Annotated in this window: 26 protein-coding genes; 20 read left to right on the forward strand and 6 right to left on the reverse strand. The window is 39.9% G+C overall.

The genetic code is table 11. The annotated features are described in order from the left end of the window. Positions 1 to 17: 17 nt before the first annotated feature. A complete protein-coding gene (guaC, locus tag LS684_RS22025) occupies positions 18 to 1,001 on the reverse strand; it encodes a GMP reductase (protein ID WP_169214849.1) in 984 nt (327 codons plus the stop codon). Between the two features lie 255 nt (positions 1,002 to 1,256). On the opposite strand from guaC, the gene LS684_RS22030 reads away from it, so the two are divergent. Next, a complete protein-coding gene (locus LS684_RS22030; RefSeq protein WP_169214909.1) occupies positions 1,257 to 1,814 on the forward strand; it encodes a 2'-5' RNA ligase family protein in 558 nt (185 codons plus the stop codon). Between the two features lie 26 nt (positions 1,815 to 1,840). On the opposite strand, the gene LS684_RS22035 is transcribed toward LS684_RS22030, so the two are convergent. Next, complete coding sequence (locus LS684_RS22035; protein WP_233811913.1) at positions 1,841 to 2,800, reverse strand: nucleoside hydrolase; 960 nt, start codon at positions 2,798 to 2,800, stop codon at positions 1,841 to 1,843. A gap of 167 nt (positions 2,801 to 2,967) precedes the next feature. Here LS684_RS22035 and LS684_RS22040 point away from each other — a divergent pair, with 167 nt between their 5' ends. The 8 genes from LS684_RS22040 (at position 2,968) to LS684_RS24180 (ending at position 8,654) form a co-directional block, all read left to right on the forward strand. Further along, positions 2,968 to 3,357 carry a MerR family transcriptional regulator gene (locus LS684_RS22040; RefSeq protein ID WP_169214910.1) on the forward strand — a complete coding sequence of 130 codons (390 nt, stop codon included), beginning with the start codon at positions 2,968 to 2,970 and terminating at the stop codon, positions 3,355 to 3,357. A 109-nt stretch (positions 3,358 to 3,466) separates the two neighbouring features. Further along, a complete protein-coding gene (locus tag LS684_RS22045) occupies positions 3,467 to 5,149 on the forward strand; it encodes an acyl-CoA dehydrogenase family protein (RefSeq protein ID WP_233812141.1) in 1,683 nt (560 codons plus the stop codon). Positions 5,150 to 5,597: 448 nt separating this feature from the next. Next, complete coding sequence (locus LS684_RS22050) at positions 5,598 to 6,155, forward strand: hypothetical protein (RefSeq protein ID WP_169214852.1); 558 nt, start codon at positions 5,598 to 5,600, stop codon at positions 6,153 to 6,155. Between the two features lie 205 nt (positions 6,156 to 6,360). Further along, positions 6,361 to 6,552, forward strand: a complete 192-nt coding sequence (locus LS684_RS22055) for a hypothetical protein (protein WP_233811914.1) — start codon at positions 6,361 to 6,363, stop codon at positions 6,550 to 6,552. Positions 6,553 to 6,599: 47 nt separating this feature from the next. Beyond that, a complete protein-coding gene (locus LS684_RS22060) occupies positions 6,600 to 7,433 on the forward strand; it encodes an alpha/beta fold hydrolase (RefSeq protein WP_233811915.1) in 834 nt (277 codons plus the stop codon). 20 nt (positions 7,434 to 7,453) lie between these two features. Then, the gene (locus tag LS684_RS22065; protein ID WP_233811916.1) at positions 7,454 to 7,924 is read left to right on the forward strand and encodes a GNAT family N-acetyltransferase; all 471 of its coding nucleotides are present in this window, start codon (positions 7,454 to 7,456) and stop codon (positions 7,922 to 7,924) included. Between the two features lie 158 nt (positions 7,925 to 8,082). Next, the gene (locus LS684_RS22070) at positions 8,083 to 8,526 is read left to right on the forward strand and encodes a GNAT family N-acetyltransferase (RefSeq protein ID WP_169214855.1); all 444 of its coding nucleotides are present in this window, start codon (positions 8,083 to 8,085) and stop codon (positions 8,524 to 8,526) included. Further along, positions 8,523 to 8,654, forward strand: coding sequence for a hypothetical protein (locus LS684_RS24180; protein WP_263627418.1), 132 nt, complete (start codon positions 8,523 to 8,525; stop codon positions 8,652 to 8,654). Before LS684_RS22070 ends, LS684_RS24180 begins: the two co-directional genes overlap by 4 nt. Positions 8,655 to 8,702: 48 nt before the next feature. Here LS684_RS24180 and LS684_RS22075 read toward each other — a convergent pair whose 3' ends face one another. Both LS684_RS22075 and LS684_RS22080 read right to left on the reverse strand, forming a co-directional pair. After that, the gene (locus LS684_RS22075; RefSeq protein ID WP_225003184.1) at positions 8,703 to 9,092 is read right to left on the reverse strand and encodes a sporulation protein; all 390 of its coding nucleotides are present in this window, start codon (positions 9,090 to 9,092) and stop codon (positions 8,703 to 8,705) included. After that, complete coding sequence (locus LS684_RS22080; RefSeq protein ID WP_233811917.1) at positions 9,089 to 9,226, reverse strand: FbpB family small basic protein; 138 nt, start codon at positions 9,224 to 9,226, stop codon at positions 9,089 to 9,091. Before LS684_RS22080 ends, LS684_RS22075 begins: the two co-directional genes overlap by 4 nt. 417 nt (positions 9,227 to 9,643) lie before the next feature. Here LS684_RS22080 and LS684_RS22085 point away from each other — a divergent pair, with 417 nt between their 5' ends. Together LS684_RS22085 and LS684_RS22090 are read left to right on the forward strand one after the other, a co-directional pair. Further along, a complete protein-coding gene (locus tag LS684_RS22085; protein WP_225003185.1) occupies positions 9,644 to 10,066 on the forward strand; it encodes a DUF1801 domain-containing protein in 423 nt (140 codons plus the stop codon). 196 nt (positions 10,067 to 10,262) lie between these two features. Further along, positions 10,263 to 10,898: an FMN-dependent NADH-azoreductase gene (locus LS684_RS22090; RefSeq protein WP_233811918.1), complete on the forward strand. Its 636-nt coding sequence runs from the start codon at positions 10,263 to 10,265 to the stop codon at positions 10,896 to 10,898. Between the two features lie 426 nt (positions 10,899 to 11,324). On the opposite strand, the gene safA is transcribed toward LS684_RS22090, so the two are convergent. Further along, complete coding sequence (gene safA, locus LS684_RS22095; protein WP_233811919.1) at positions 11,325 to 11,954, reverse strand: SafA/ExsA family spore coat assembly protein; 630 nt, start codon at positions 11,952 to 11,954, stop codon at positions 11,325 to 11,327. Positions 11,955 to 12,213: 259 nt separating this feature from the next. Here safA and LS684_RS22100 point away from each other — a divergent pair, with 259 nt between their 5' ends. Together LS684_RS22100 and LS684_RS22105 are read left to right on the forward strand one after the other, a co-directional pair. Then, the gene (locus LS684_RS22100; protein WP_233811920.1) at positions 12,214 to 12,861 is read left to right on the forward strand and encodes a hypothetical protein; all 648 of its coding nucleotides are present in this window, start codon (positions 12,214 to 12,216) and stop codon (positions 12,859 to 12,861) included. 78 nt (positions 12,862 to 12,939) lie between these two features. After that, entirely contained in the window at positions 12,940 to 13,662 is a 723-nt protein-coding gene (locus LS684_RS22105; RefSeq protein ID WP_225003190.1) for a nucleotidyltransferase domain-containing protein, read from the forward strand. A 24-nt stretch (positions 13,663 to 13,686) separates the two neighbouring features. Here the strand turns inward: LS684_RS22105 and LS684_RS22110 are convergent, their stop codons facing one another. After that, positions 13,687 to 14,082, reverse strand: a complete 396-nt coding sequence (locus tag LS684_RS22110; protein ID WP_225003191.1) for a sporulation protein — start codon at positions 14,080 to 14,082, stop codon at positions 13,687 to 13,689. Between the two features lie 357 nt (positions 14,083 to 14,439). On the opposite strand from LS684_RS22110, the gene LS684_RS22115 reads away from it, so the two are divergent. From LS684_RS22115 to LS684_RS22150, 7 genes are all read left to right on the forward strand, one after another. Further along, the gene (locus tag LS684_RS22115) at positions 14,440 to 16,563 is read left to right on the forward strand and encodes a peptidoglycan D,D-transpeptidase FtsI family protein (RefSeq protein ID WP_233812142.1); all 2,124 of its coding nucleotides are present in this window, start codon (positions 14,440 to 14,442) and stop codon (positions 16,561 to 16,563) included. 864 nt (positions 16,564 to 17,427) lie between these two features. Continuing rightward, positions 17,428 to 17,595: a hypothetical protein gene (locus LS684_RS22125; RefSeq protein ID WP_169214863.1), complete on the forward strand. Its 168-nt coding sequence runs from the start codon at positions 17,428 to 17,430 to the stop codon at positions 17,593 to 17,595. Positions 17,596 to 17,834: 239 nt separating this feature from the next. Beyond that, a complete protein-coding gene (locus LS684_RS22130) occupies positions 17,835 to 18,314 on the forward strand; it encodes a YjdJ family protein (RefSeq protein WP_233811921.1) in 480 nt (159 codons plus the stop codon). Between the two features lie 233 nt (positions 18,315 to 18,547). After that, positions 18,548 to 18,958, forward strand: coding sequence for a MerR family transcriptional regulator (locus tag LS684_RS22135; RefSeq protein WP_169214865.1), 411 nt, complete (start codon positions 18,548 to 18,550; stop codon positions 18,956 to 18,958). 42 nt (positions 18,959 to 19,000) lie between these two features. Continuing rightward, complete coding sequence (locus LS684_RS22140; protein WP_169214866.1) at positions 19,001 to 20,272, forward strand: hemolysin family protein; 1,272 nt, start codon at positions 19,001 to 19,003, stop codon at positions 20,270 to 20,272. Between the two features lie 72 nt (positions 20,273 to 20,344). After that, positions 20,345 to 21,169 (forward strand): EcsC family protein, encoded by an 825-nt coding sequence (locus LS684_RS22145; protein WP_169214867.1) that lies wholly within the window; start codon positions 20,345 to 20,347, stop codon positions 21,167 to 21,169. 104 nt (positions 21,170 to 21,273) lie between these two features. Continuing rightward, entirely contained in the window at positions 21,274 to 22,176 is a 903-nt protein-coding gene (locus tag LS684_RS22150) for a hypothetical protein (RefSeq protein ID WP_169214868.1), read from the forward strand. Positions 22,177 to 22,240 lie beyond the last annotated feature (64 nt).

Below are 22,240 nucleotides of genomic sequence, written 5' to 3' on the forward strand. Positions count from 1 at the left end.
TTTTTGATAAAAGGAGTTCAATACACTTTGTCTCCATTAAAGATGGAATTCTTAACGACTACATAATCAACGGTCCTGATGGCTTCAAGCTTTGTTCCACCAGCGTAGGAGATAGAAGATTGAAGATCTTGTTCCATTTCGACCAACGTATGATCCAGTGAACCTTTATGTTCAACGTACATTTTTTTGCCCTCAACGTTCTTCTTCTCTCCTTTTTGGAATTCAGAAGCAGATCCGAAGTATTCTTTAAAGAGTTTACCGTCTTTTTCAATCGTGTCCCCTGGAGATTCTTCGTGGCCCGCAAACAGGGAACCGATCATCACCATGGATGCTCCGAAACGGATGGACTTCGCAATATCACCGTGGGTGCGGATGCCGCCATCAGCGATGATCGGTTTAGTTGCCGCTTTTGCACACCAGCGTAGAGCAGCGAGCTGCCAGCCCCCCGTTCCAAAGCCCGTCTTGATTTTTGTAATGCACACCTTTCCTGGTCCTATACCGACTTTTGTTGCGTCAGCACCCGCATGCTCTAACTCTCTTACCGCCTCAGGAGTTCCAACGTTACCTGCAATGACAAAGCTTCCCGGTACGTTTTTCTTGATGTGCTGAATCATGTTGATGACCGCATTGGAATGACCGTGTGCGATATCAATCGTGATAAACTCAGGAGTCAGCTTTTCTTCAGCTAATTGCTCTATAAATGAATATTCTTCCTCTTTGACCCCTACAGAAATAGAAGAAATGAAGCCACGGGATTTCATATCCTTTATAAATGAAATGCGTTTTTCAGGCTCAAAGCGGTGCATAATATAAAAATAATTATTTTCAGCTAAATACACAGCAATTTTCTCATCAATAATGGTCTGCATATTGGCAGGTACCACAGGTAACTTAAATGTATGGCCGCCAAGGGTCACACTGGTATCACACTCGGAACGGCTATTCACCACACACTTGGCGGGAATTAATTGAATATCTTCGTAATCAAATACATTTTCCATTATTACACCCCTAAACACGAATATTAAACTTTGATTATTTTATAAACGTTCGTACATAAGGTAATTTACCTTATTTTCTTATTCATGTCAAAGGATTTTATTATCCTAATTGGAAAGGTTTTCGCATTTGTAAGATATTCACTTATGAAGATGTAAATAGTCATTAATGGGACCAACCAGGGATGGAGTATGTTACAGTAGAAGGGAGGAGAGTGTTTATACACAAATCTGAATTCTATGAAAGGTGGTTTACCTATGTACTGGGTAATCGCTCTGTTCGATGAAAAAACGGAAAAGGTAATAGAAGAAATTTGGAAGGAACTAACTGCCAAAGACATTTCTTACTATGAAGAAGAAATCAATGATGCACGTCCCCATATCACACTGGGAAGTTATAAGGAACTGGACAAAGAAACGTACATACAGGCATTAGAGACTTACTATGAAAACAAGAAAAAGATTGATATAACCTTTAATACAGTCGGTTCATTTCTGAATTATGGAACACTTTTTTTCTCTCCGACTATGACGAAAGAACTTCTTGACTTCCATTCCTCTCACCATGATTTCTTTCGCGATTTCAATGAATCGGCTGTTCCTCTATATCTTCCTGGAAACTGGATCCCACACTGTACATTGGCCAATAAACTTTCACCAGATAAGTTATCTAAAGGCTTCAAGCATTGTTTAGAAAGAGGTGACACCATTAAAGGGAAGATTACTGGAATTGCTTTAATTGAATTGGTAGATGATAGCAAGGATTGCGTAGAAGCTCCTATTGTTTATTCCAAAACACTCTTAGATTGGAAATAGCCAGTGTAGCCTTCTATCTGAAGGGATCATTCCTTTATCCTTTCAAATGATTCTCCGGTCATCACGCTCATAAATCGTTGGAAAAAAAGCTCATAATCAAAAGAAAAAGCAATTCTATGCTTCTTTGCTGATTCTTCAAATTGAATATAAGGTCTTATATCTGCTATGCTTTGTCCCCGGTGGATGCCAGTGCTTGCTGTGACGATATGAACGGGTAATTGGTGAAACATGAACATGTCTTCGTAGACTGGGGCCATCAGGGTGATTGCATCGTGGACAGGGCTGCCTTTAATCAACGGATTTCGCTTTTTATAAAACCCATAGTAGTAGTCTAATAAAGGTTTAACCAGCTTGGACTTCCCTTTATAATCGATGTAATCCACCATATCAGGTGTTACGATCGCATGGTCTGTAACATTCAGAGGGATGATGGAAAGATTGTTTGCATAAGTCAATACAATCTTAGCTGCAATGGGATCAGAATGAAAATTAGCTTCAGAGACAGCTGTTACATTTCCAGGCACCCAGAACGCTCCACCCATGATGTAAATCTTTTTCACCTTGTTCATTAGACTCTGGTACAAAATGAACATATTGGCAAGGGAGGTCATCCTTCCAATATTTACAATAACTAGATTATCCCCATAGCACTCAATCAGCCTGATGATTTCAAAGAAATTCTCAATAACTCCTTCATACATACCTGGATTTATCGGCCCAAGTCCATATTCCCCATGTATTTCAGGGAAAAATTGAGGCTCCTCTGCAGTCATCGGAACCTCTGCACCTCCAATAATTGGAATATGATCTTTAAAGTTCAATAATTTCATAAGATAGTGAACACTCGACACTGCCCGCTTTCTTGGAACATTTCCATAATCCGCAACAACCCCGACCAATTCAATTTCTTCACTAAGATATGAATAAATCAAAGCAATGGTATCATCAATCCCAATGTCCGCAAATAACAATACTTTCTGCACCAATCCATCACCTTCTTCGGAGTATTTATACAAGTATATGGAAAAAAGCATTCGGATTATGTATAAATGAACTCCTCCGAAAGAACCAAATACTTTCCCAAAAAAAGCTTGAACTTTACGTTAACGTCAATGGTAAACTTGAAGTATCGAAAAATTCTAACAAAGAGATGATGATGATGTACACGATTACTCAATTGTCTAAGGAATTTAACGTCAGTACACGTACCTTAAGGTATTACGAGGAACTACATTTATTGCGTCCTGAAAGGAGCGATTCCGGAAGGAGGATCTATTCCAATGGTGATATTACCAAACTTAAGTTGATTTTAAGGGGAAAGCGTTTTGGATTTTCCTTGGATGAAATCAAAGAGATGGTCCTGCTGTTTGACCATGATCGAACGGGAAGGAAGCAATTAGAACGCACTGTTGAATATGGAAACAGAAGAATTCAGGAGGTGACATCATTTATTGAAGAACTTGAAGTCATGAAAGAAGAAATGGTCGAACTGAGGGATGAATTTGTCAATAGATTAATTGAGTCAAAGGAGGAAATGAATTGAGTATCTCAAGTTTGACAACTTATAAAACACCTGTACTTTTGAAGGAAATTACACCGAATAAAAAGAACGTGAAACAAGTGTTATGCGGGGAAATACAGGAGGTGAAATGATGAAGAAAATTAAAAACTTTTATCGTGAAGATCCGCATTTCAAGGAGTTGCTAAAGCAATATTTGAATGAGAATTTTTTTACATGGGCCGATCAGGAGCTGGATTCTTTCGGTGAACTATGTGCTGGTGACATAGATGAACGAGCGGCACACACAGATCGTGCCGGGCAGCCAAAGCTGATTAGATATGATCGATTGGGTGAAGAAATTTCTTCCATATGGGTGAATGAAGGGTATCGGAAAACTGTACACCAAACATATAACAAAGGGATAGTCGGCTATATCCATAAGGACATTCCCGACTTGGGTCACAAAGGAAACTATGTGTACTCCTATGCCCAGGGCTATCTGTTATCCCAATCTGAACCTGGTTTCTACTGTCCTGTCACTCTCTCTATGGCAACGGCGCTCCTTCTTGAAAAATATGCATCCGTTAGGGTGAGAGAGAAATTTCTGCCACATGTCCTTTCAACTGGAGAAGTTGAATTATATGAGGGGGCGACTTTCTTAACAGAACGTCAGGGAGGCTCAGATGTTGGTGCCAATGAAACGAAAGCTGTCAATAATGGTGATACGTATCAGCTTTTCGGTGAAAAGTATTTTGCATCCAATTCGGGAATGTGCGGAGTGGCCATGGTTCTTGCACGTATTGAGGGATCAGGGAATGGGTCAAAAGGACTCAGCCTTTTCGCTGTTCCATGGAGAAAAGAAGATGGCACGTTAAATGGGATTCGCATCAGAAGATTGAAAGATAAACTGGGTGTCCGGGCGGTCCCATCAGCAGAAGTGGAATTCGAAGGTACTGAAGCTTATCTTGTGGGTGAGCCCAGTCGCGGTATCTATTATATGATGGAGGCGCTGAATCTTTCCCGTGTCTGCAATGCTGTCGCCTCCATCGGAATCATGAGAAGGGCCTATGTTGAAGCGAGGAATTATGCGTTCTACCGTGAGGCATTCGGTCAGCCATTGCATCAGTTCCCGATGATTAAAGAAACCTTGACCCGTTTGGCAGCAAAACAGGAAGTAGAAACCAGTTCAGTCTTTTCCCTCGTAAATCTTTTCGATCGGGTCGTTTCGGACGATATTCCAACAACCGAAGAGGAGTCGGTTCTGAATAGACTCCTTATCGCGATTCTAAAAAAAGAATCGGCGGAACAGGCGATTCACTTCTCTCATGAAGCAATAGAAATGCACGGGGGAAATGGGTATATCGAGGATTTCGTCCTTCCGAGACTGCTTCGGGATGCTCAGGTATTGACGGTATGGGAAGGCACGGCGAACATTTTAGGCCTGGAAGTAGTAAGACTTCTGAACAAGAGCCAGGCACACGTTTATTTTATAAATAAAATGAAAGAAGAGCTATCGAATCTTCCATCAGATCTGATGGCGATTAGCGATCCGGTAAGAGAAGGGATCACTACCCTCGAACATGTATTGAATAAAGTATTGGGGGCAGAAGCAGATAGTCAATCCTACCATGCAAAGAGAATTGCTGAATTAATGGCTAAAATCTTTGAAAGTGTCATTGCCTTGAAAGATGCCCATCAAATGAGGGGAGACAGAAAGCGGATGATTGCTGAAGTATTTATCGAGCACACATGGAATCAAACTGAATGGGTGGATAACGAGATGAAATCCGTCCAATACTTTGATGAGATTGTAGGCATAAACGTGCGGGCATAATAAAACCCCCTGAATGCATCATGAGCGTTCAGGGGGTTTCTCTATTTTTCACAGCAGCACGGACAGTCACATTCTTTTTTCGTTTTGCATGTACAGCGGTCACATGTACATTCCTTTTTCACCAAGATCCGGCACCTCCTATAGCTGATTGTCTCCTTATTCATCGTTTCCAAAATGACAAAATGCATACATTTATAAAACAGCTCCATTATAGGATGAAAGATTCCTGGATGAGTTAAATTCAATCATACAAGAACGAAATAATATCTATTATTTTCATAGCATCCAACCAAAAACTTACCCCAATGAAACCAGTTCCTATACACAAATTGCTATTCATTTCACCTGAACTATTTCGAATCATACATAGGTTTATCCATTTGTTTACATTTTATATAATATAAGGTAATATATATCTGGAAGAAATGAATTTTGAGGAGGATGTAAGATGAAAAGACTATTATTACCATTTCTTTTACTCTCAATGAGCTTATTTATTGCTGCTTGCAGCAGTGATGACAATAGCTCAACTGACACAGAACAGGAAACAACTGCAGAAGAACCTAAGGAAACGTCTGATTCAGATGGAATGGAAATGAAGAGCGCTCTATTAGACTATCAAATGGAGATCATTGACACAGTGAATGCAAATGATTCAGCGATCTACGCCTTTGAATCAGCAAAGGCTAAAGAAGAAGACAAGCCCTCTGATGAAGAAATCGCCAAGTTGAAGGCTGATGCGGAAGCTGCAGCAAAAACCGTGGCAGAAGACGTTCGGGCTCTTGAAGTGCCTGCTGCACTAGATGCTAATAAAGAAGAAATCCAAGGGGCCCTGGAAGATCTTGCTTCTTCTTATGAAACAAGAGCTGCTAACCTTTCAGATGAAGCAAATGCTGAATATGCAGAATCAGATGAAAAATTTGCTTCGTTTGAGGAAAAAATGGCTGCTTTATATGAAGAAGCAGGCTTAACCAAACCTAGTTTTTCAGCAGATATTGTAGATTAATAGTGGAATTTAAAAGGGAATAATCGAGGTTTCTATTATTCCTTACTAGAAATGCGAACCGGAAAGGAATACAAGCATTCAATAATAGAGGGGCTGCACTAGCAGTCCCTCTATTACTATTAAAATGAATGGAAGAATAATGTAGAAAAAAACTGTAATCTAAATGGATAATCATGTTACAGTTAATTAAGTAAGAGGTGCTGTTATGTCAGGTATACTTTTCATCCTTATAACCCCAATTGTATTTTTCATTATTGTATTAAATCTCACAGGTTCATCCAAAAGAGACCATAAAAGTAACGACGGAGGCTATTACGGGACAGGAGGCAGTGAATTCTCAAACACCTCAGATAGTGGATCTGACGGAGGTGATGGTGGTGGAGGAGGAGGTGAGTAATACACTTCCTTCTGTTTTTCACATAATTTCAAAGGAGGTGATACCTTATGAAGCGTTATTATATACATAACCGAGACAGACAAATACATATCACAGAGTGGGGAGACCCGGCTGCCCCTGTAATATTCTGCCTTCACGGTCTGGGGAGTACAGGACTCAGTTTTATTGAAATAGCTGAGGAACTTAAAGGAGAATACCGCATCCTCTCCATTGATGCACCCGGACATGGTCTTACCCCTCCATTTCAGAGTGGGGAACAATATGAAATGGAAAGAATGGCAGATTGGTTGAATGAACTGATTGAAATGCTTGATATCCATTCATTCTATTTTTTATCCCATTCTTGGGGAAGTTTTGTGGCCCTTTTTTATGCTGCAAAGTATCCTTCTAAGATAAAGGGAAACATTCTGATTGATGGAGGGTATCAGGGAAAGCGGCATTCGAATCAAACCTTGGAAGAGGAAGTGGCATTTTATGAGGAGGACTTTGAACAGGTATTCGATACATGGGATGACTTTCTTTCACTAGTTAAAAGCGAGACCCTGAATTGGTCTTCTGCAAAATGGAAGGCTGCGAAAGACCTCGCTCTTTATAAAGATAACCGTTACTACTGGCATGCCAGGGGAAAAACAGCCGGATACATCATCCAGGCTATGCATAAGGATGAAGTCGAGGATATTTATCAGGACATAAGTGGCAACATACTTTTAATGAAAGCCACCCTTCCGGAAAGATTGGAAGATCACAGGAGTAAAACGGCCGCCATCTTTAGAGAAAAGACAAACGGAGAAGTATTGTCAGTTCCCGGTACCACCCATCTCTTGCACTGGGATCGCCCTGAGGCAGTTATTAAGGAGATCAGAAAACGTTGGGAAAGTTGAATATAGAGGAGGAGTCAAGTATGATTACTTTACAACCCATGAAAGACAGTGATTTTGAGCATTGGATTCAAGGTTCGATTAAAGAATATGCAGAGGAAAAGACGAAAGCAGGTAACTTCCAGAAAGATACTTCAATGGACCAGGCTGAAAACGAATTCAATCAGCTGCTCCCTGATGGCCTGCATACGAAAGATCATTTTCTATTTACTTTATTAGATGATAAAAATCAGGATAATGTGGGCACTTTATGGATTAACGTGAATGAAGACAGTCGAGAACTATTTATTTATGATATTAAAATCTATGAAGATAAAAGAGGACAGGGATACGGTAAAGGTGCATTGAAAGCGCTGGATACATTTGCAGCAGAACAAGGGATACCCAAAATATCACTCCATGTATTCGGACATAACAAAATTGCTCTGTCCTTATATGAGAATTCCGGATTTGAAGTGACCAATGTGTTAATGTCAAAATCGCTTTCCATTTGACGTAAGGCACCCTATTATCGGGTGCTTTTGCCATGAAAAGAGGTTCTACCATATGAATTCATCCAAGGAAGGTTATCTTTATTAAGACTCCTATTTTTTTGTAGGCAGCAAAGCTATGCAGATCACCTTAACCATAAAGCAAAGAAAGGAGGAGAAACATGGAAATCATTACATATGCAACAATGCTGGATGTAGATGCCATTCTGAAAATCGATATGGAAGTAATAGGTAACAACAGCAGGTATGAAGAAATCAAGTTGGCAATAGAGGAAAAGAGATGCTTAATAGCAAGAGAAGAAGACACTTGTAACGGATTCCTTTTATTCAACACCCACTTTTTTGAGTGTACATTTGTTTCCCTCCTGATTGTTTCACCAACGAAGAGAAGAAGGGGCTATGCTTCCTCACTTTTGAAATTTGCTGAAACCATTTCACCGACAGAAAAGATCTTTTCATCTACTAATCAATCAAACGTGGAAATGCAAAAAGTATTTCTGATAAACGGGTATTCAGAAAGTGGAAAAATTGAAAACCTGGACCCTGGTGACCCGGAAATTATCTATTTCAAGGAGAAGCAGCACGAAAAGGAGGCCTTAAAATGATCTTTGTACTAGTGATATTCCTTTTAATTTTCTCCTTTGATTTCACGAAATTCAGGAAGCAAAATCAAACCATGATCGAGCAGAATGAGAAGATTATCAAGCTTCTAGAGGAAATGAAAGATAAATAACCCCTGCGTAAAGAAGGCTCACAGGACAGGAGCCTTCTTCAGCTTGCATTAACAAATAGAAATATAATCTTCGTCGTAACTCTCCACACCTTGATCGAACGTGAGCTTGGTTTTGAAAAGGTATCGTACCCCGTTTTCATTTGAATATGGAAGAGTCTCAGGTATTCTATAGGTAAAGGCTAATTTGTTTCGTTCTTCAGCTTTGATGCTGTCGGACTTTAATACAGTAGTAGAGTCAATGATCTTTTCTTTCTTTCCATTGTTATCGAGCATCACCAGGTCACATTCTACCCGCTTGAGCTTTTGTTCAATAATCCCTCCTTCCAGAAAGAAATAGCCATGGAGGAGTTCACCTAGTTTGAACGAATTTTTTGGTAAAACAAGGTCAATCTTTGCAGAACCCACACCAATTAATGACATATATTTCCTTAAAATCATTTAAAACCCTCCTCGGCTGAAGAATATTTTTGATCTATCTTTTCTTCGATACCTTCCATGACTTTCTTATCATTTAAGATTTCATTCTTGTTCTGTTCTATTAGTTGAGTGAGACTGGTTTTTAGTTTTTTCATCGATTTAACTTCCTTTCAACATGAAATGAATATAGAAAAAGACCTTTACCGGAGTCGGTAAAGGTCTTTAAGGACATATTTAAGCCTTCACCAACTGGTAAAGGTCTCGCTAACAACGTAGTTGTCAATAAAGCCGAGAGTAAAGTACTCTGTAATGACGACTTTATTGTTAAAGCTACTCCCCTTTAGGAGAATATTAGATTATGTACATATCATAATCGATGGAGAAAAAGTTGTCAATACATCTAGCTGCCCATTATAGGATTTTGAATTTCAAAGGAACAGGCTTTAACCATTCTGCTCCAGAGTGATATCTGATAAGATATATCATTTGTAGTCCCATAGCAGGAAATCATCTGAAGAATAACGAAGTATACGGGGTAGAATAGTAAATGAGAAACAGAAAGGGGTCATCCTATGTATGAATTAAAGACCAAGGAAAATGACAGTAGTGTGATTGAATTCATCGAAGCCGTTGAAAGTCCCAGGAAAAGGGAGGATGCATACAAATTACTGGATATTTTCACTGAAACGACAGGATATGAAGCAAAAATGTGGGGGCCAAGTATAATTGGTTTCGGTTCATATCATTATAAGTATCAAACGGGACATGAGGGAGATGCACCATTGGTTGGATTTTCACCAAGAAAGGCAAAAATAAGTCTATATTTCGCCACAGGAGATCCTGACAGAGAGAAACTATTGGAGTCATTCGGAAAACACACAGCAGGAAAGGCATGTGTTTACATAAACAAAGTCGCGGATATCGATGAGAACGTATTGAAACAATTGATCAATGAATCCATAAGCTTTCTTCAAAAAACGTATCCTAATCCATAAGAATGTTTGTGAAAGGTAATTAGCCTGAATAAAAGGACTAATTACCTATTTTTATGATTCGGAATCATATAGTTTGAAATCAAAGTATTTATGCTATATTATTAATCTCGAATTAAAAATATTTCAGTTCAAGCTAATTTGTTGTTTTTTCTTGAACTGGGTATTAAAAATCATCCACAGAAAGGTACGATTCTACATGACAAAAGTTTTATACATTACAGCACATCCACATGACGATACACACTCCTACAGTATGGCAGTAGGAAAAGCATTTATTGATTCGTATAAAAAAGTAAATCCGACTCACGAAGTTGTGAATGTAGACTTATACAAAGAAAACATCCCACAAATCGACGCTGATGTATTCAGTGGTTGGGGAAAATTACAATCCGGCCAAGGATTTGAAGAGCTTTCCCAAGAAGAACAGTCAAAAGTAGGCCGCCTCGGTGAATTATCGGATCAATTCGTTGAAGCTGATAAGTATATCTTTGTAACACCATTCTGGAACTTCTCATTCCCTCCAGTAATGAAGGCATATATCGACTCAGTATCTGTTGCAGGCAAGACCTTTAAGTATACAGAGCAGGGACCTGTCGGGCTTTTAACTGATAAAAAAGCCCTTCATATCCAAGCAAGGGGAGGTATTTATTCTGAAGGTCCGGCAGCTGCCATGGAAATGGGTCACCGCCATCTTGAAGTGATGATGCAATTCTACGGTGTTCCTTCATTTGAAGGCTTATTCGTTGAAGGTCACGCTGTGATGCCTGATAAAGAAGAAGAGATCAAAGCTAATGCGATTGCAAGGGCGAAGGATTTAGCTCAAACATTTTAATTCATCTGAGTCAACTTCGGTTGGCTCTTTCTTTTATTAAGGCTCTTTACGTAAACATTGTTGCTAATCAGCAAGATAGAATAAGTTGATTTACGCTTCAGGATGCTCGCTTTCCCAGGGGCACGCCGGTGAGCCTTCTAGAGCTTAAGCCATGTGGGGTCTCACGTGTCCAGCTTCAGGGCTTAGGGGTTCGAGGTCATAAGGGAATAATGCCAAAAAGAAAAAAATGCCTTTAACTACAAACTCTTAAAGATGTTGAAGTAAACTTCGTAGACACCTAGGGAAGTTCGGGCTTGCTGATGAAGAGAAGCTCCCCACATCTTCCGGCAGAACCAAGTACTTTAATGCAACCATCTTTTAGAAAAGAGCGTTTAATAAAAATAAAGTCTGAGATCCTCCATCTTGATAGAGGATCTCAGACTTTATTTATTTCTTTATGAACATTTGCGTCCAATAATGACCGTACGATCCACCCTTCACATATCCCACTCCGATTTCTTTATACGTAGGTGACAGGATATTTTTTCTGTGTCCTTCGCTGTTCATCCATGCTTCAACAACTTCGGCAGGCGTTCTTTGCCCTGCGGCAATGTTTTCACCTGCTGCTTGGTAGGAGATTCCGAAATCCTTAATCATTTGGAAAGGAGATCCATAAGTTGGGGAAGTATGACTGAAATAGTTCTTTGCGATCATGTCTTCCGATTTGTATCGAGCCACACGGGACAATTCCCAATTTTCCTTCAAAGGAGGTAAACCTACTTTTGAGCGTTCCTGATTCACAAGCTTCACCACTTCATATGTATAACTTTGAGCGGTGTTATTGGCTCCCGGAATCGTAAGAGTTTGACCAGGATAAATCATATTCGGATTGCTGATAGAGGAATTAGCAGAAATCAACTCTGATACACCCACCTGATGCTTTACGGCAATCTTCCACATCGTGTCTCCATAGCTCACAGTATAGGTACCAGCTGCAGAAACTTTAGAAGTTTGACCAAAACCAATGACAAAAGTGACAGACAACAATAGGGTTGAAAGAAGTTTTAAAGTTTTCATAGTTCTATTGAAATATAATTCTGTCAATTTTAAAACAGGTAGTTGTTACCACCATACGATCAACCTGTTGAAATCAACATCTAGTAATTATTTCTAGGATTTTTTCAAGTTTATAAGTGGGGACTTATTCATTACTTGAATGCCCGGTTTAAAGATTAATGGAAAAAAATGAAACCTAACCCTCAAGCTGATCGTAATTTTAATAGGAAGATTTTTGAAAGATCTTCGCACTTCACTCACTTCGAAGGGGGAACACATTTTGTGGATCAACATCTTTTTCAGTGTCACCTTCATCCTGGGACTCTTGTATCTCATTCGATATCGATTAAACCTTAAATATTCGGCCGAAAAAGCAGCCAATGCCCTATTTCCCACCAGCGAAGAAGAGATGAACCAAATTCTGATTCCCAGTGAGTTCATGGAGATGCAGCCATTAACAAAGGGGACAAGATCTTATAAACTTGTGAAGTGGGGAACGGTAGGTGTCATATGCCTGTTTGCTGTTTTGATGATGGTAGTATTTTGGACCGATATGCTTCATCAATCTATTTTTAGTATTGTTTATCTCTTTTTCTTTCTGATCAGTTCCATTAAACACCGAGGAAATTTTTATATTGTAGCTGGAGGTCTCATACTGAATGGCTATTATTTTGCATGGGACAGGGTAAAGGGATATGAACTGGAAAAAATCATCAAATGGCATGAGCTATACGGGCTTGATGATAAGATCAATCATGGCTATAAATTAGCGGTAAAGGTAGATAACAAATGGTTTCAACCGCAGTTTGTAGTGGTTAGAGATCAGGTGCATTTGGATCGAATACTATCATTGTTAAACATTCATGGAGTAAAAAAAGTAGGAGAAAACTCGGAGACTCCAGTTTCCTCCTATACAGGTGTTGAATGATATTTTTACGAATGTCTAAAAAAAAGGCAAGAAACGATTGGTGAAGAGTTTAGAATTACTAACGAAAGAAGGAGAAAGATGAAGAAGCTGCCTGCAATGGAAGCATCCAAAAAATTTGTTTTAGAAACCTTTCCAACCTGCACAGGGGCACTTCTTAGTGGAAGCGTCGTAAGAGGAGAGGAGACCAGTACATCTGATCTGGATATAGTCATTATTGACGAAAACCTTTCTTCAGAATACAGGAAATCATTCATCTCACATGGATGGCCAATTGAAGTCTTCGTTCACAATCATGAAACCATACTAGACTATTTCGAAAAAGACTGCCAGAGAGCGAGGCCTTCCCTGCCAAGAATGGTACACGAAGGAATCCCGATCATCTATCATCCGATCATTGACACTCTCAAAGGAGAAGCAGAAAAACGTTTGCAGGGCGGACCACCCAAATGGTCCAGTGAGATGATCGATATGAAGAGATACTTCATCACAGATGCCCTCGATGATTTTATTGGTTCAACAGATAGGGGAGAAAGCATTTTTATTGCGGGATCCATCGGAGAATCCCTTCATGAATTTGTACTCCGGACTCATGATCATTGGATTGGGTCTTCTAAATGGGTCGTAAAGGCATTAAAGGAATATGATGAATCATTCGCTGAAGAATATGTACTTGCTTTCGATCAGTTTTTCCGTAATGGGGAAAAGCAGCCCATTATCAGATTAGTTGATTCCGTTTTAAAGCCATTCGGAGGGCGACTATTTGACGGGTTTTCAATCGGTGAGAATGAGTCTTCCAACTAAAAAAAGCCCAAATTGGGCTTTTTATTATACTAAAATCTGAAATTCATCATGATCGATACTGTTTACTCCGTCATCAAACACCAGACGGGTGACGAACTTATAAGAGACCGTTTCACTGCTGGGGGGAAATGAATCGGAGAGTCTGCATGAAAAGTGAATGGTGCGTTGTTCGTTTGCCTTCATTGTTGACGAGCTTAATATGGTATTGTGATGAAGAACCGATGATTCATCCGTATTTTGATCGTACTGCAAAAGGTCTGTTTCAATTCGTTTCAACTTCTGTTCAACACGCCCGCCAGTCAATTCATATTCCCCTTTAATGACATCTCCCGGGCGAAACTCTGTCTTATTTAATACCAAATCAATCTTTGTTGCACCTATACCGAACCTGCACATCAGTTTACTGAACATACCTGTCATTCAACCTCTCATTCTCTAGTTACCAATTCTACGCATCAAGGAGAGTTTTGGTTTCATTTTTCTTCACCTTTTCTACGAGTATATTCTAAAAGAAAAGCAGCCCATTTGTCTATATTGCTTCTTCGACATGTTTCGATAACTTTCAGTGAACGGAGCTTCTTTTAGATTCATAAGACACAGCATTTCCCAGCGATGTTCATTTAATGTAATTTATTCCATAAAGAGGTAGAAATATAGGGTGATTTTCTATAAAATAGGACTAGAAACTTATCATATTTTGGTAAAATACTAGCCTGAGAAGGGGTCATTCATGTGAAGGAAAAGAAGAAAAAGAAAAAAACCCATGTACCATTGAGAATGAATCTATTGTTTATTTCGGTCTTTTTTCTATTTTCACTTCTGATTCTTCGTCTTGGGGTTGTACAGATCGTGCAGGGAAACCATTATGAAGCAGAAGTGGCAAGAACCGAAAACGTTAAATCGCATAATGGAACGCCTCCGAGGGGCAAGGTCTATGACCGGTATCGAAATGTGATTGTGGACAACGTTCCTTTAAATGCCATCACTTACACGAGAACACAGACGACGAAGCCTGAGGAAATGCTGAAGGTCGCAAGGGATTTAGCTGTGTATATCGAGATGGAGACAGATAAAATCACAGATCGGGACCGGAAAGATTTCTGGCTGTTAAGTCATCCTGAAAAAGCCGAAAAGCTGGTTTCCAAAGAAGAATTAAAAAAGCTGGAGGACAATGAAGATTTGTCAAAGGATGACGTCAACAAAATGGTATATGAGCTTCAGCTTGCACGAATCAGCGAAAAAGACATCGAATCATTCTCAAAGGAAGAAGAAGAAGTACTGGCTATCTTCCGTGAATTCAATACGGGATATGCCCTTACGCCACAAATCATCAAGAATAAAGATGTGTCCATGGAAGAGATGGCACGGGTAAGTGAGCGTTTATCGGAACTTCCAGGTGTAAACGTTACCACTGACTGGGAAAGAAGATATGTGCATGATCATACCCTAAGAACGATATTGGGTAGAGTCTCGACCTCGCAGCAGGGTCTTCCTAGTGAACTAGTCAATGAATACAAGGCTCTCGGATACGCTCTCAATGACAGGGTAGGAACAAGCTATTTTGAATCGGAGTACGAAGATGTGCTAAAAGGACAAAAAGAAAAAATTGAGTACATAACGAAAAAAGGAAGTGTCCTAGATACCAAGCTGATAAGCGAAGGTCACAGCGGAAAAGATGTCGTATTGACCATCGACCTTCAACTGCAGAAAGAAATCGAGAAAATCGTAGAGGAAGAATTAAGTAAACAAGCATCTCAATACTGGGAATCCCCATTCCTCGACCGTGCATTTGTTGTGATGATGGATCCATATACTGGTGAAATCCTTTCCATGGTCGGAAAGAAATATGGCAAGAATGCCGAGGGTAAGACCGAGATGCAGGATTATGCTTTAGGAACGTTTACCTCGGAATATGGAGTGGGATCAGCGGTTAAGGGTGCGACTGTGTTGACGGGGTATATGACAGGGGCATTGAACGTCGGGGATGTGCTTTATGATGAACCGATTAAGATAAAGGATACTAAAGTCAAGAAATCTTGGTTCAGTGGTTCAAGATACTTGAGTGATATCGGTGCTCTCGAAATTTCATCGAACGTGTACATGTTTAAGACAGCTTTTAAAATTGCAGATGCCACTTATCGTCCAAATCAACCATTAAATATTAATCCCCAAGCATTTGATACAATGAGAAATTACTACAGCCAGTTTGGCTTAGGGGTCAAAACCGGAATAGATCTCCCGGGTGAGGTTGAGGGACTAAAAGGAAACGAAAAAAAACCAGGTAAACTTATGGACTTCGCCATTGGTCAGTATGATTTATATACACCTATGCAACTTGTTCAATACGCTTCCACCATTGCCAACGGCGGATATCGTATGCAGCCTCATATCATGAAAGAAATTCGCGAACCAAGCAGGGAAAGGGGTAAAGTGGGGCCGCTTTTATATGAGAACGATCCAAAAGTCTTGAACCGTATCGATGCGACTGAACGAGAAATTCAACAAGTTCAACGTGGCTTTTATCAAGTCACACATGGGGGGAACGGTACAGCAACAGTCTTTAGAAACGCGGCTTATGACGCGGCAGCCAAATCAGGAACGGCAGAGGCTTTTTATTACAGTCCCGAAGAAAAGAGACAGTACAGTACGTTCAACACCACATTAGTCGGCTATGCCCCATACAACAACCCGGAAGTGGCGTTTTCTGTCGTGTTGCCATATTCTCATCAAAATAAAGATCCTTATGTAAATAAAACGATCGCCAAACGGGCAATGGACAAATACTTCGAACTGAAGAAACAGTACGAAAAAGACGGATACTTTGACTCTTCCACCGAAGAAGAAGTCCGTAATGCTGAAGAGCTTGAGGAAACAGAAAATCAGGAAACAGAAGAGGAATAAATATAAACGTAATCCTTCAAACAGAAGGGTTGCGTTTCTTTTTTTGTTACGAACTTCCTTGTTCTAATATTCCTATAGTAAGCATAATTTGAATGGTGATTCTAAAGCTAACCACCCTTCATATATCCATGGTTAAAAGGACTATTTCCTTATATTCGTATTTATCATTGACAATCATTTAAATTTTGTAATTGAAAATGATTCTCATCACAGAAAAGAGGAGTACATAACTCTGCCGCCACTGTTACGTTTGTATTCTTCATTTCAGGTCTTGGCAATGGATCATCGTACCAGTTGTCCACGGGAGATATTGAATACAGATGGGTCATCTTCCATGCTGCCTGTAAACGCAGGTGATGGGTCCAAAACGAATACTACATAAACTTGTCCTGGCCGTCATTCGGGAAGGGGTGGTAATTTATACTTGGGATACAATGACTGGGCTAAAAAGGTATACATAAAACCAACCCATACAAGCATGATAACCTTTCTTGTAAGACATACATATTTATTATGTCAGATCGAAATAGGGGGAGACACAGGCAATTTATCTTCTGCCATTTGATAAACATCCCGATCTTTTTTGTATAAAGAATGATCAGATACTGTGTTCAGAAAGGACTACGTGGAAAAATTGAGAGCTGGGGACCTGATTGTCTTTTCATTAGCAGGAGCATATGGATGGACCATTTCTCACCATGATTTCTTATCCCACCCCCATCCTGAATTCCACTATTTAGAATAAGTTTGAGAGTATTCCTGCCTCATTTAATCCCAATTCATTTCAAAGAGAATGAAACTTATCCTTCCTTTAAACGTAGATCTATTTAAAGAAGTTTTCCGGTCTTTTAAGGAGGGATGATTATGCTTTGGTGGATCTTAGGTATCTCAGTCGGTTTCGGCATACTGAGCGGTCTGATCAGAAACAGATTTTCCAATCATTCTTTTAAAGCAGGAAATCAAAATGAACAACAGTTGCAGGAGGAAGAACGGGTAAAGGCTGGCAGCTGGTTTGGTGGAGGCCATTCATAAAGAAATGTCAGGAAAAACTTCCTGGCATTTTTTTCTGGGTTCCAGGAGAGCAGCGATCCATGCCGTTTCCCCAGGTAAAAAATCTTCATCAAAAAACGAAGGATATGGTAAAATAAGTTAATGTAGTGGAGGGAAGGACCTCAAATATATGGGAAGGGTTTGGAATACAACGATACACACATTTCCTTTTATTTGAGGTGTCTATTTGAGGTGCGTCCCTCTTATGGAAGGAGAAAGCTATGTCTGTGAAGTATTGGTCTCAGGTGGGTGTGGGGTTATTGGTATTTGGGTTTAGCTCGTTGTTTTCATGGTATGAAGGGAGTGCGCTATTGGATAATCCATGGGAATGGAAGTATTCAACTCCATTCAGTCAGATGGTCCATGGTACTGTTTCAATGGGAGAGAAGATAGTGGAAGTTGATTTCTTCGTATACGCTGCAAAGTTTTCACCACTGTTTCCCAGCATCATGCTGTTGAGTGCCAGTTATCTTTTGGTTCTCTTTGGGTACAGACTATTTAAACATCCTGTTTTTTCATTATATCTCTGCATGTTTGGAATCATGTACCTTTTAATAAGCGCTACTATCGCATCTTCTCCTACAACGGGGGGAGACATTCTCTTTTGGCTATTTGTCTCAAACGGACTTTTTCTGATCATGCTTGCCATTTTTTTTCATTTCTCTCCCTCTCTTATGAAGGGGCAATCCAATCAGGCCTGAATATTCAGTTTTAGGACTGCTTGTAAAGCTTTGTCACCTGGGATAATGACGATATGAATTCCCTGAAGAAAATGGGTATTGCTTGATGAAGCCATCTATCACGATTGAGGGAAGGAATGAAGACATTCAATCATCATTGACTCTTTGAATGTTTTTACATAAAACCATCACGTTTAACTGTACGGTTTACCTTAAATAAAGTATACTACTTTAGAGGTGATGTCCTTGGGAAGTTGTATCGAATAGGAGAACTATCGAAGCACAGTCAAGTGTCCAAAAGGACGATTGATTATTATACCAAAATAGGATTATTGGAATGTGATCGATCCCGCAATAACTACCGTTACTACCATGAAGATGCATTAGCTGACCTAAAGCTGATTGAACAGTGTCAGCAGATGAACATGACATTGAATGAAATTAAAGATCGATTGATGGTAATGAAGTCTGTGGAAGTAGATCCAGCGATTCTAAAGAAACAGGTCGAACATATTCGAAGTGAAATGGATCATCTGCAAAACGAGCTGCATGAGGTCCTTCTGGCTATGGAAAATCTAGAGGATGACGAGCGCAAACGCGTGTTAAAGCAGGTATCGCCACAGGCATCCGCACTATTCCAAACATTAACGGTTTTTTCTGGTTAATCCAGCATAATAGATAAACAACTACAGGAGAGTGACTTTTTTTTGGACGATATACCACTGAATTCATTAGTATTATTAGGAGCATTAATTCTTTTATCTGCCTTTTTCTCATCGGCGGAAACGGCTTACTCAAGCGTTAACAAAATCAGACTTATGAACTTCGTAAGTGAAGGAAGAAGAGGGAGCACGAAAGCACATTATATCGCTGAGAACTTTGATAAAGCACTGTCCACGATCTTGGTAGGAAATAACATCGTGAACATTGCTGCAGCCAGTATTTCAGCAAAGCTTGCAACAGATATTTTCGGGGGAAACACGGGTCTTGTCATCAGTACTTTCGTCATGACATTATTAATTCTGATATTCGGGGAAATCCTGCCGAAATCATTGGCAAAAGAAAATGCTGAAACCTATTCCCTTACCATATCAGGCGTGCTATATTTCTTAATCAAAATCCTTACACCGATCAACTTCTTTTTTATTAAATTAAAAGAGTTGGTATCCAAGTTCTTCTCGAAAAATCATGAGATGCCGTCAGTCACAGAGGAAGAATTAAAGGTGATGCTTGATATTAGTGAAGAAGAAGGAGTCATCGATAAAGAAGAAAGAGAATTGATTCATCGCTCCATGGACTTTGATGATATCCTTGTAACTGAGGTTCTGACTCCGCGTATCGATGTGAAAGCTGTTGAGGTGAACCAACCAATTGAGGAGATAAAGGAAATGTTCTTTGAAGAACGATTCTCCCGTATACCGGTTTATGAGGATCATATTGATAATGTGATCGGGATTCTTTCAGAGAAAGAATTCTTCACCCATCTGATTAAATTCGGAGAAGTGAATGTTAGGGAACTGATTCGTGAACCTATGTTTATATTTGAATCTGCCAAGATCTCTTCTCTCCTTACAAAACTCCAAAAGAACAATGTTCATATGGCCATTGTAGTGGATGAGTTCGGTGGTACTACTGGAATCATCACACTTGAAGATATTCTGGAAGAGATTGTAGGGGAAATTTGGGATGAGCAGGATGAAAAGACACATTCCATGAGAAAGATCAATGAAAAAGAATATACCTTCGATTCTCAATATCAACTGGACGAATTTACAGAGCTTCTTGATGTGCCCGAGCCGGAAAGTTCCTATCACACGGTGGGTGGATGGGTCGTTGAGAGTTTTGAAGACCTTCCATCCGAAGGGGATAGCTTCGATTATGAAAACCTAAAAGTAAGCGTTGAAGAAGTTGATAATCGTCGGGTACGTACCATTAAAGTTGAAATACTCGAGAAAAAAACGGAAGATATTGTTCAATAAGTGTAAAATAACAGGCTCTTCAATGCCTGTTATTTTTTTGGCTTAATATTGAAAGAAGGAGGCTGCTGTTATATGCACGAATCAGATACAAAGGAAGCTCTCTTAAGGGAACTGGAAGTTGTAGATAAATGGGCAGATGATCAAAAAGGGTTATGGTTTTGGGAGAAGATCGGACGCATTCCCTTTATGATCCTGGACCGAATCACCCCTCAAATGGTGCACAACAAGATTGGGCAGGCGTTGGATGAAATAGGGAGCTACATACAAAAGGGCGGAGGTTATCTTACAAGTGAGAAAGAAGTCGTAAAGCGATTTAGTAAAGTAACAGGCAACCCCGATTTCTCCGTAGAAAATATCTGCAAACTGCCTCTTTCTGATATGGATGAAGTCAGTGAAGGGATCGTTAGTATAAGGAAGAAGGTTGCCATGACCCAGGGAGCGACTACCGGCATCGGCGGTTTTCTGACTCTGAGTATCGATATACCTTTCATCCTTGGTATATCACTCAAGACTTTACAAGAAATCGCGTTGAGTTATGGATACGACCCAAATGATCAGCAGGAGCGTATTTTCATCATAAAATGTCTTCAGTTCGTTTCATCAGACATCGTCGGGAAGCAGGCTATCCTTCAAGAGCTATCAGACTTCAACAAAAAGGACATGGAAAAGAGAGAACAAACCCTTTCCCAGCTTCAAGGCTGGAGAGAAGTGATGGTCAGCTTCCGTGACAACTTCGGCTGGAAAAAACTATTTCAGATGATCCCCATAGCAGGCATTCTCTTCGGCTCCTTCATCAACAAATCCATGATCACCGACATAGGAGAAACCGGTCGCATGCTCTACCGTAAAAGAAGAATCATGGAGAAGCTGGAAGAGGGACGGACCTCTGAAATCTAAACCTATTGTCAAAAAAGGCTATGTAACGGTCTTTTTTAAACAGGGATAAAGGGGCAGAGGTCCGTCCCTCTGATCTTTGACTAAAAAACATTGGAGTTAATTATATGATGAATATAAAAGGGTATATGCTGGATGAAGACACTTTGAGAAGTTGGGGGAGCAGGCTGATTCCTGAGGTGGAGTGGTTTTATTTTGCTGCTGATGATGGTTTGCTTCCGATGGAGTCCCTTGATTCACTTGATTATTTCAAGGTCCCTATTGACCTTAGAACCTCTTATGCTACATGGGGGATCAGTAAAAAAGCTCGATTTTATGCGAAAATGACTCCTGAGTGTTTTGTCTCTTTAGAAAAAGAAACTCAAGATGAAATGGTGAGACGGCAATGGGAGCTTGGAAGAGGACTCCTTTTTACCAAAGAAGATCTCAGTGAGTTACTTGAAAATCCTAAACTACACCTTCCTGTCACCACACTACATACAGGAGAGGAGATCGTTCTATTCCACCGGATCTTATGGAATTCTCTTTCAGAAGAATCACACTATACCTTTCTGTTAAACTATGGATCCTTATGGGTAAATGAACAGTCCATATGGAAAGGGTTGTGTGCAGAGAGGAAACAAGAGGTATACATACAGGCTCCCCACCTAGAATCACGCTTCGACACATTTTCATCCAAGAATGGACCCAACTGTCTAGGGGCCGTCTCTACGGCTATTACAAAGGATCCATCTTATTTAGACCAATGGATCATAGGGGAAGAGTTTACCTCGATTCTTCAACAAGCGGAATATGCCCCAATGGATACCTCTGTATATAAACCAGATGATGTACTTGTTTGGTTTAATCAAAACAATCAGCCCATACATGCTTCCTATGTACTGACGAATAGCTATGTCTTTAATAAGCACGGACAAACCATGTTTAATCCGTGGCAAATTTTGAAGATAGGTGATGTATTGACAGCCTGGAGCAAATCCGATACCATCCTCGTTATCTTTAGACGCTAATATACGCTTCTAATTTATCATGATTAGTCATGTAATAGTGGAAATTTATCCTGTAGTCAGAAAG

The organism is Cytobacillus spongiae (genome assembly GCF_021390075.1).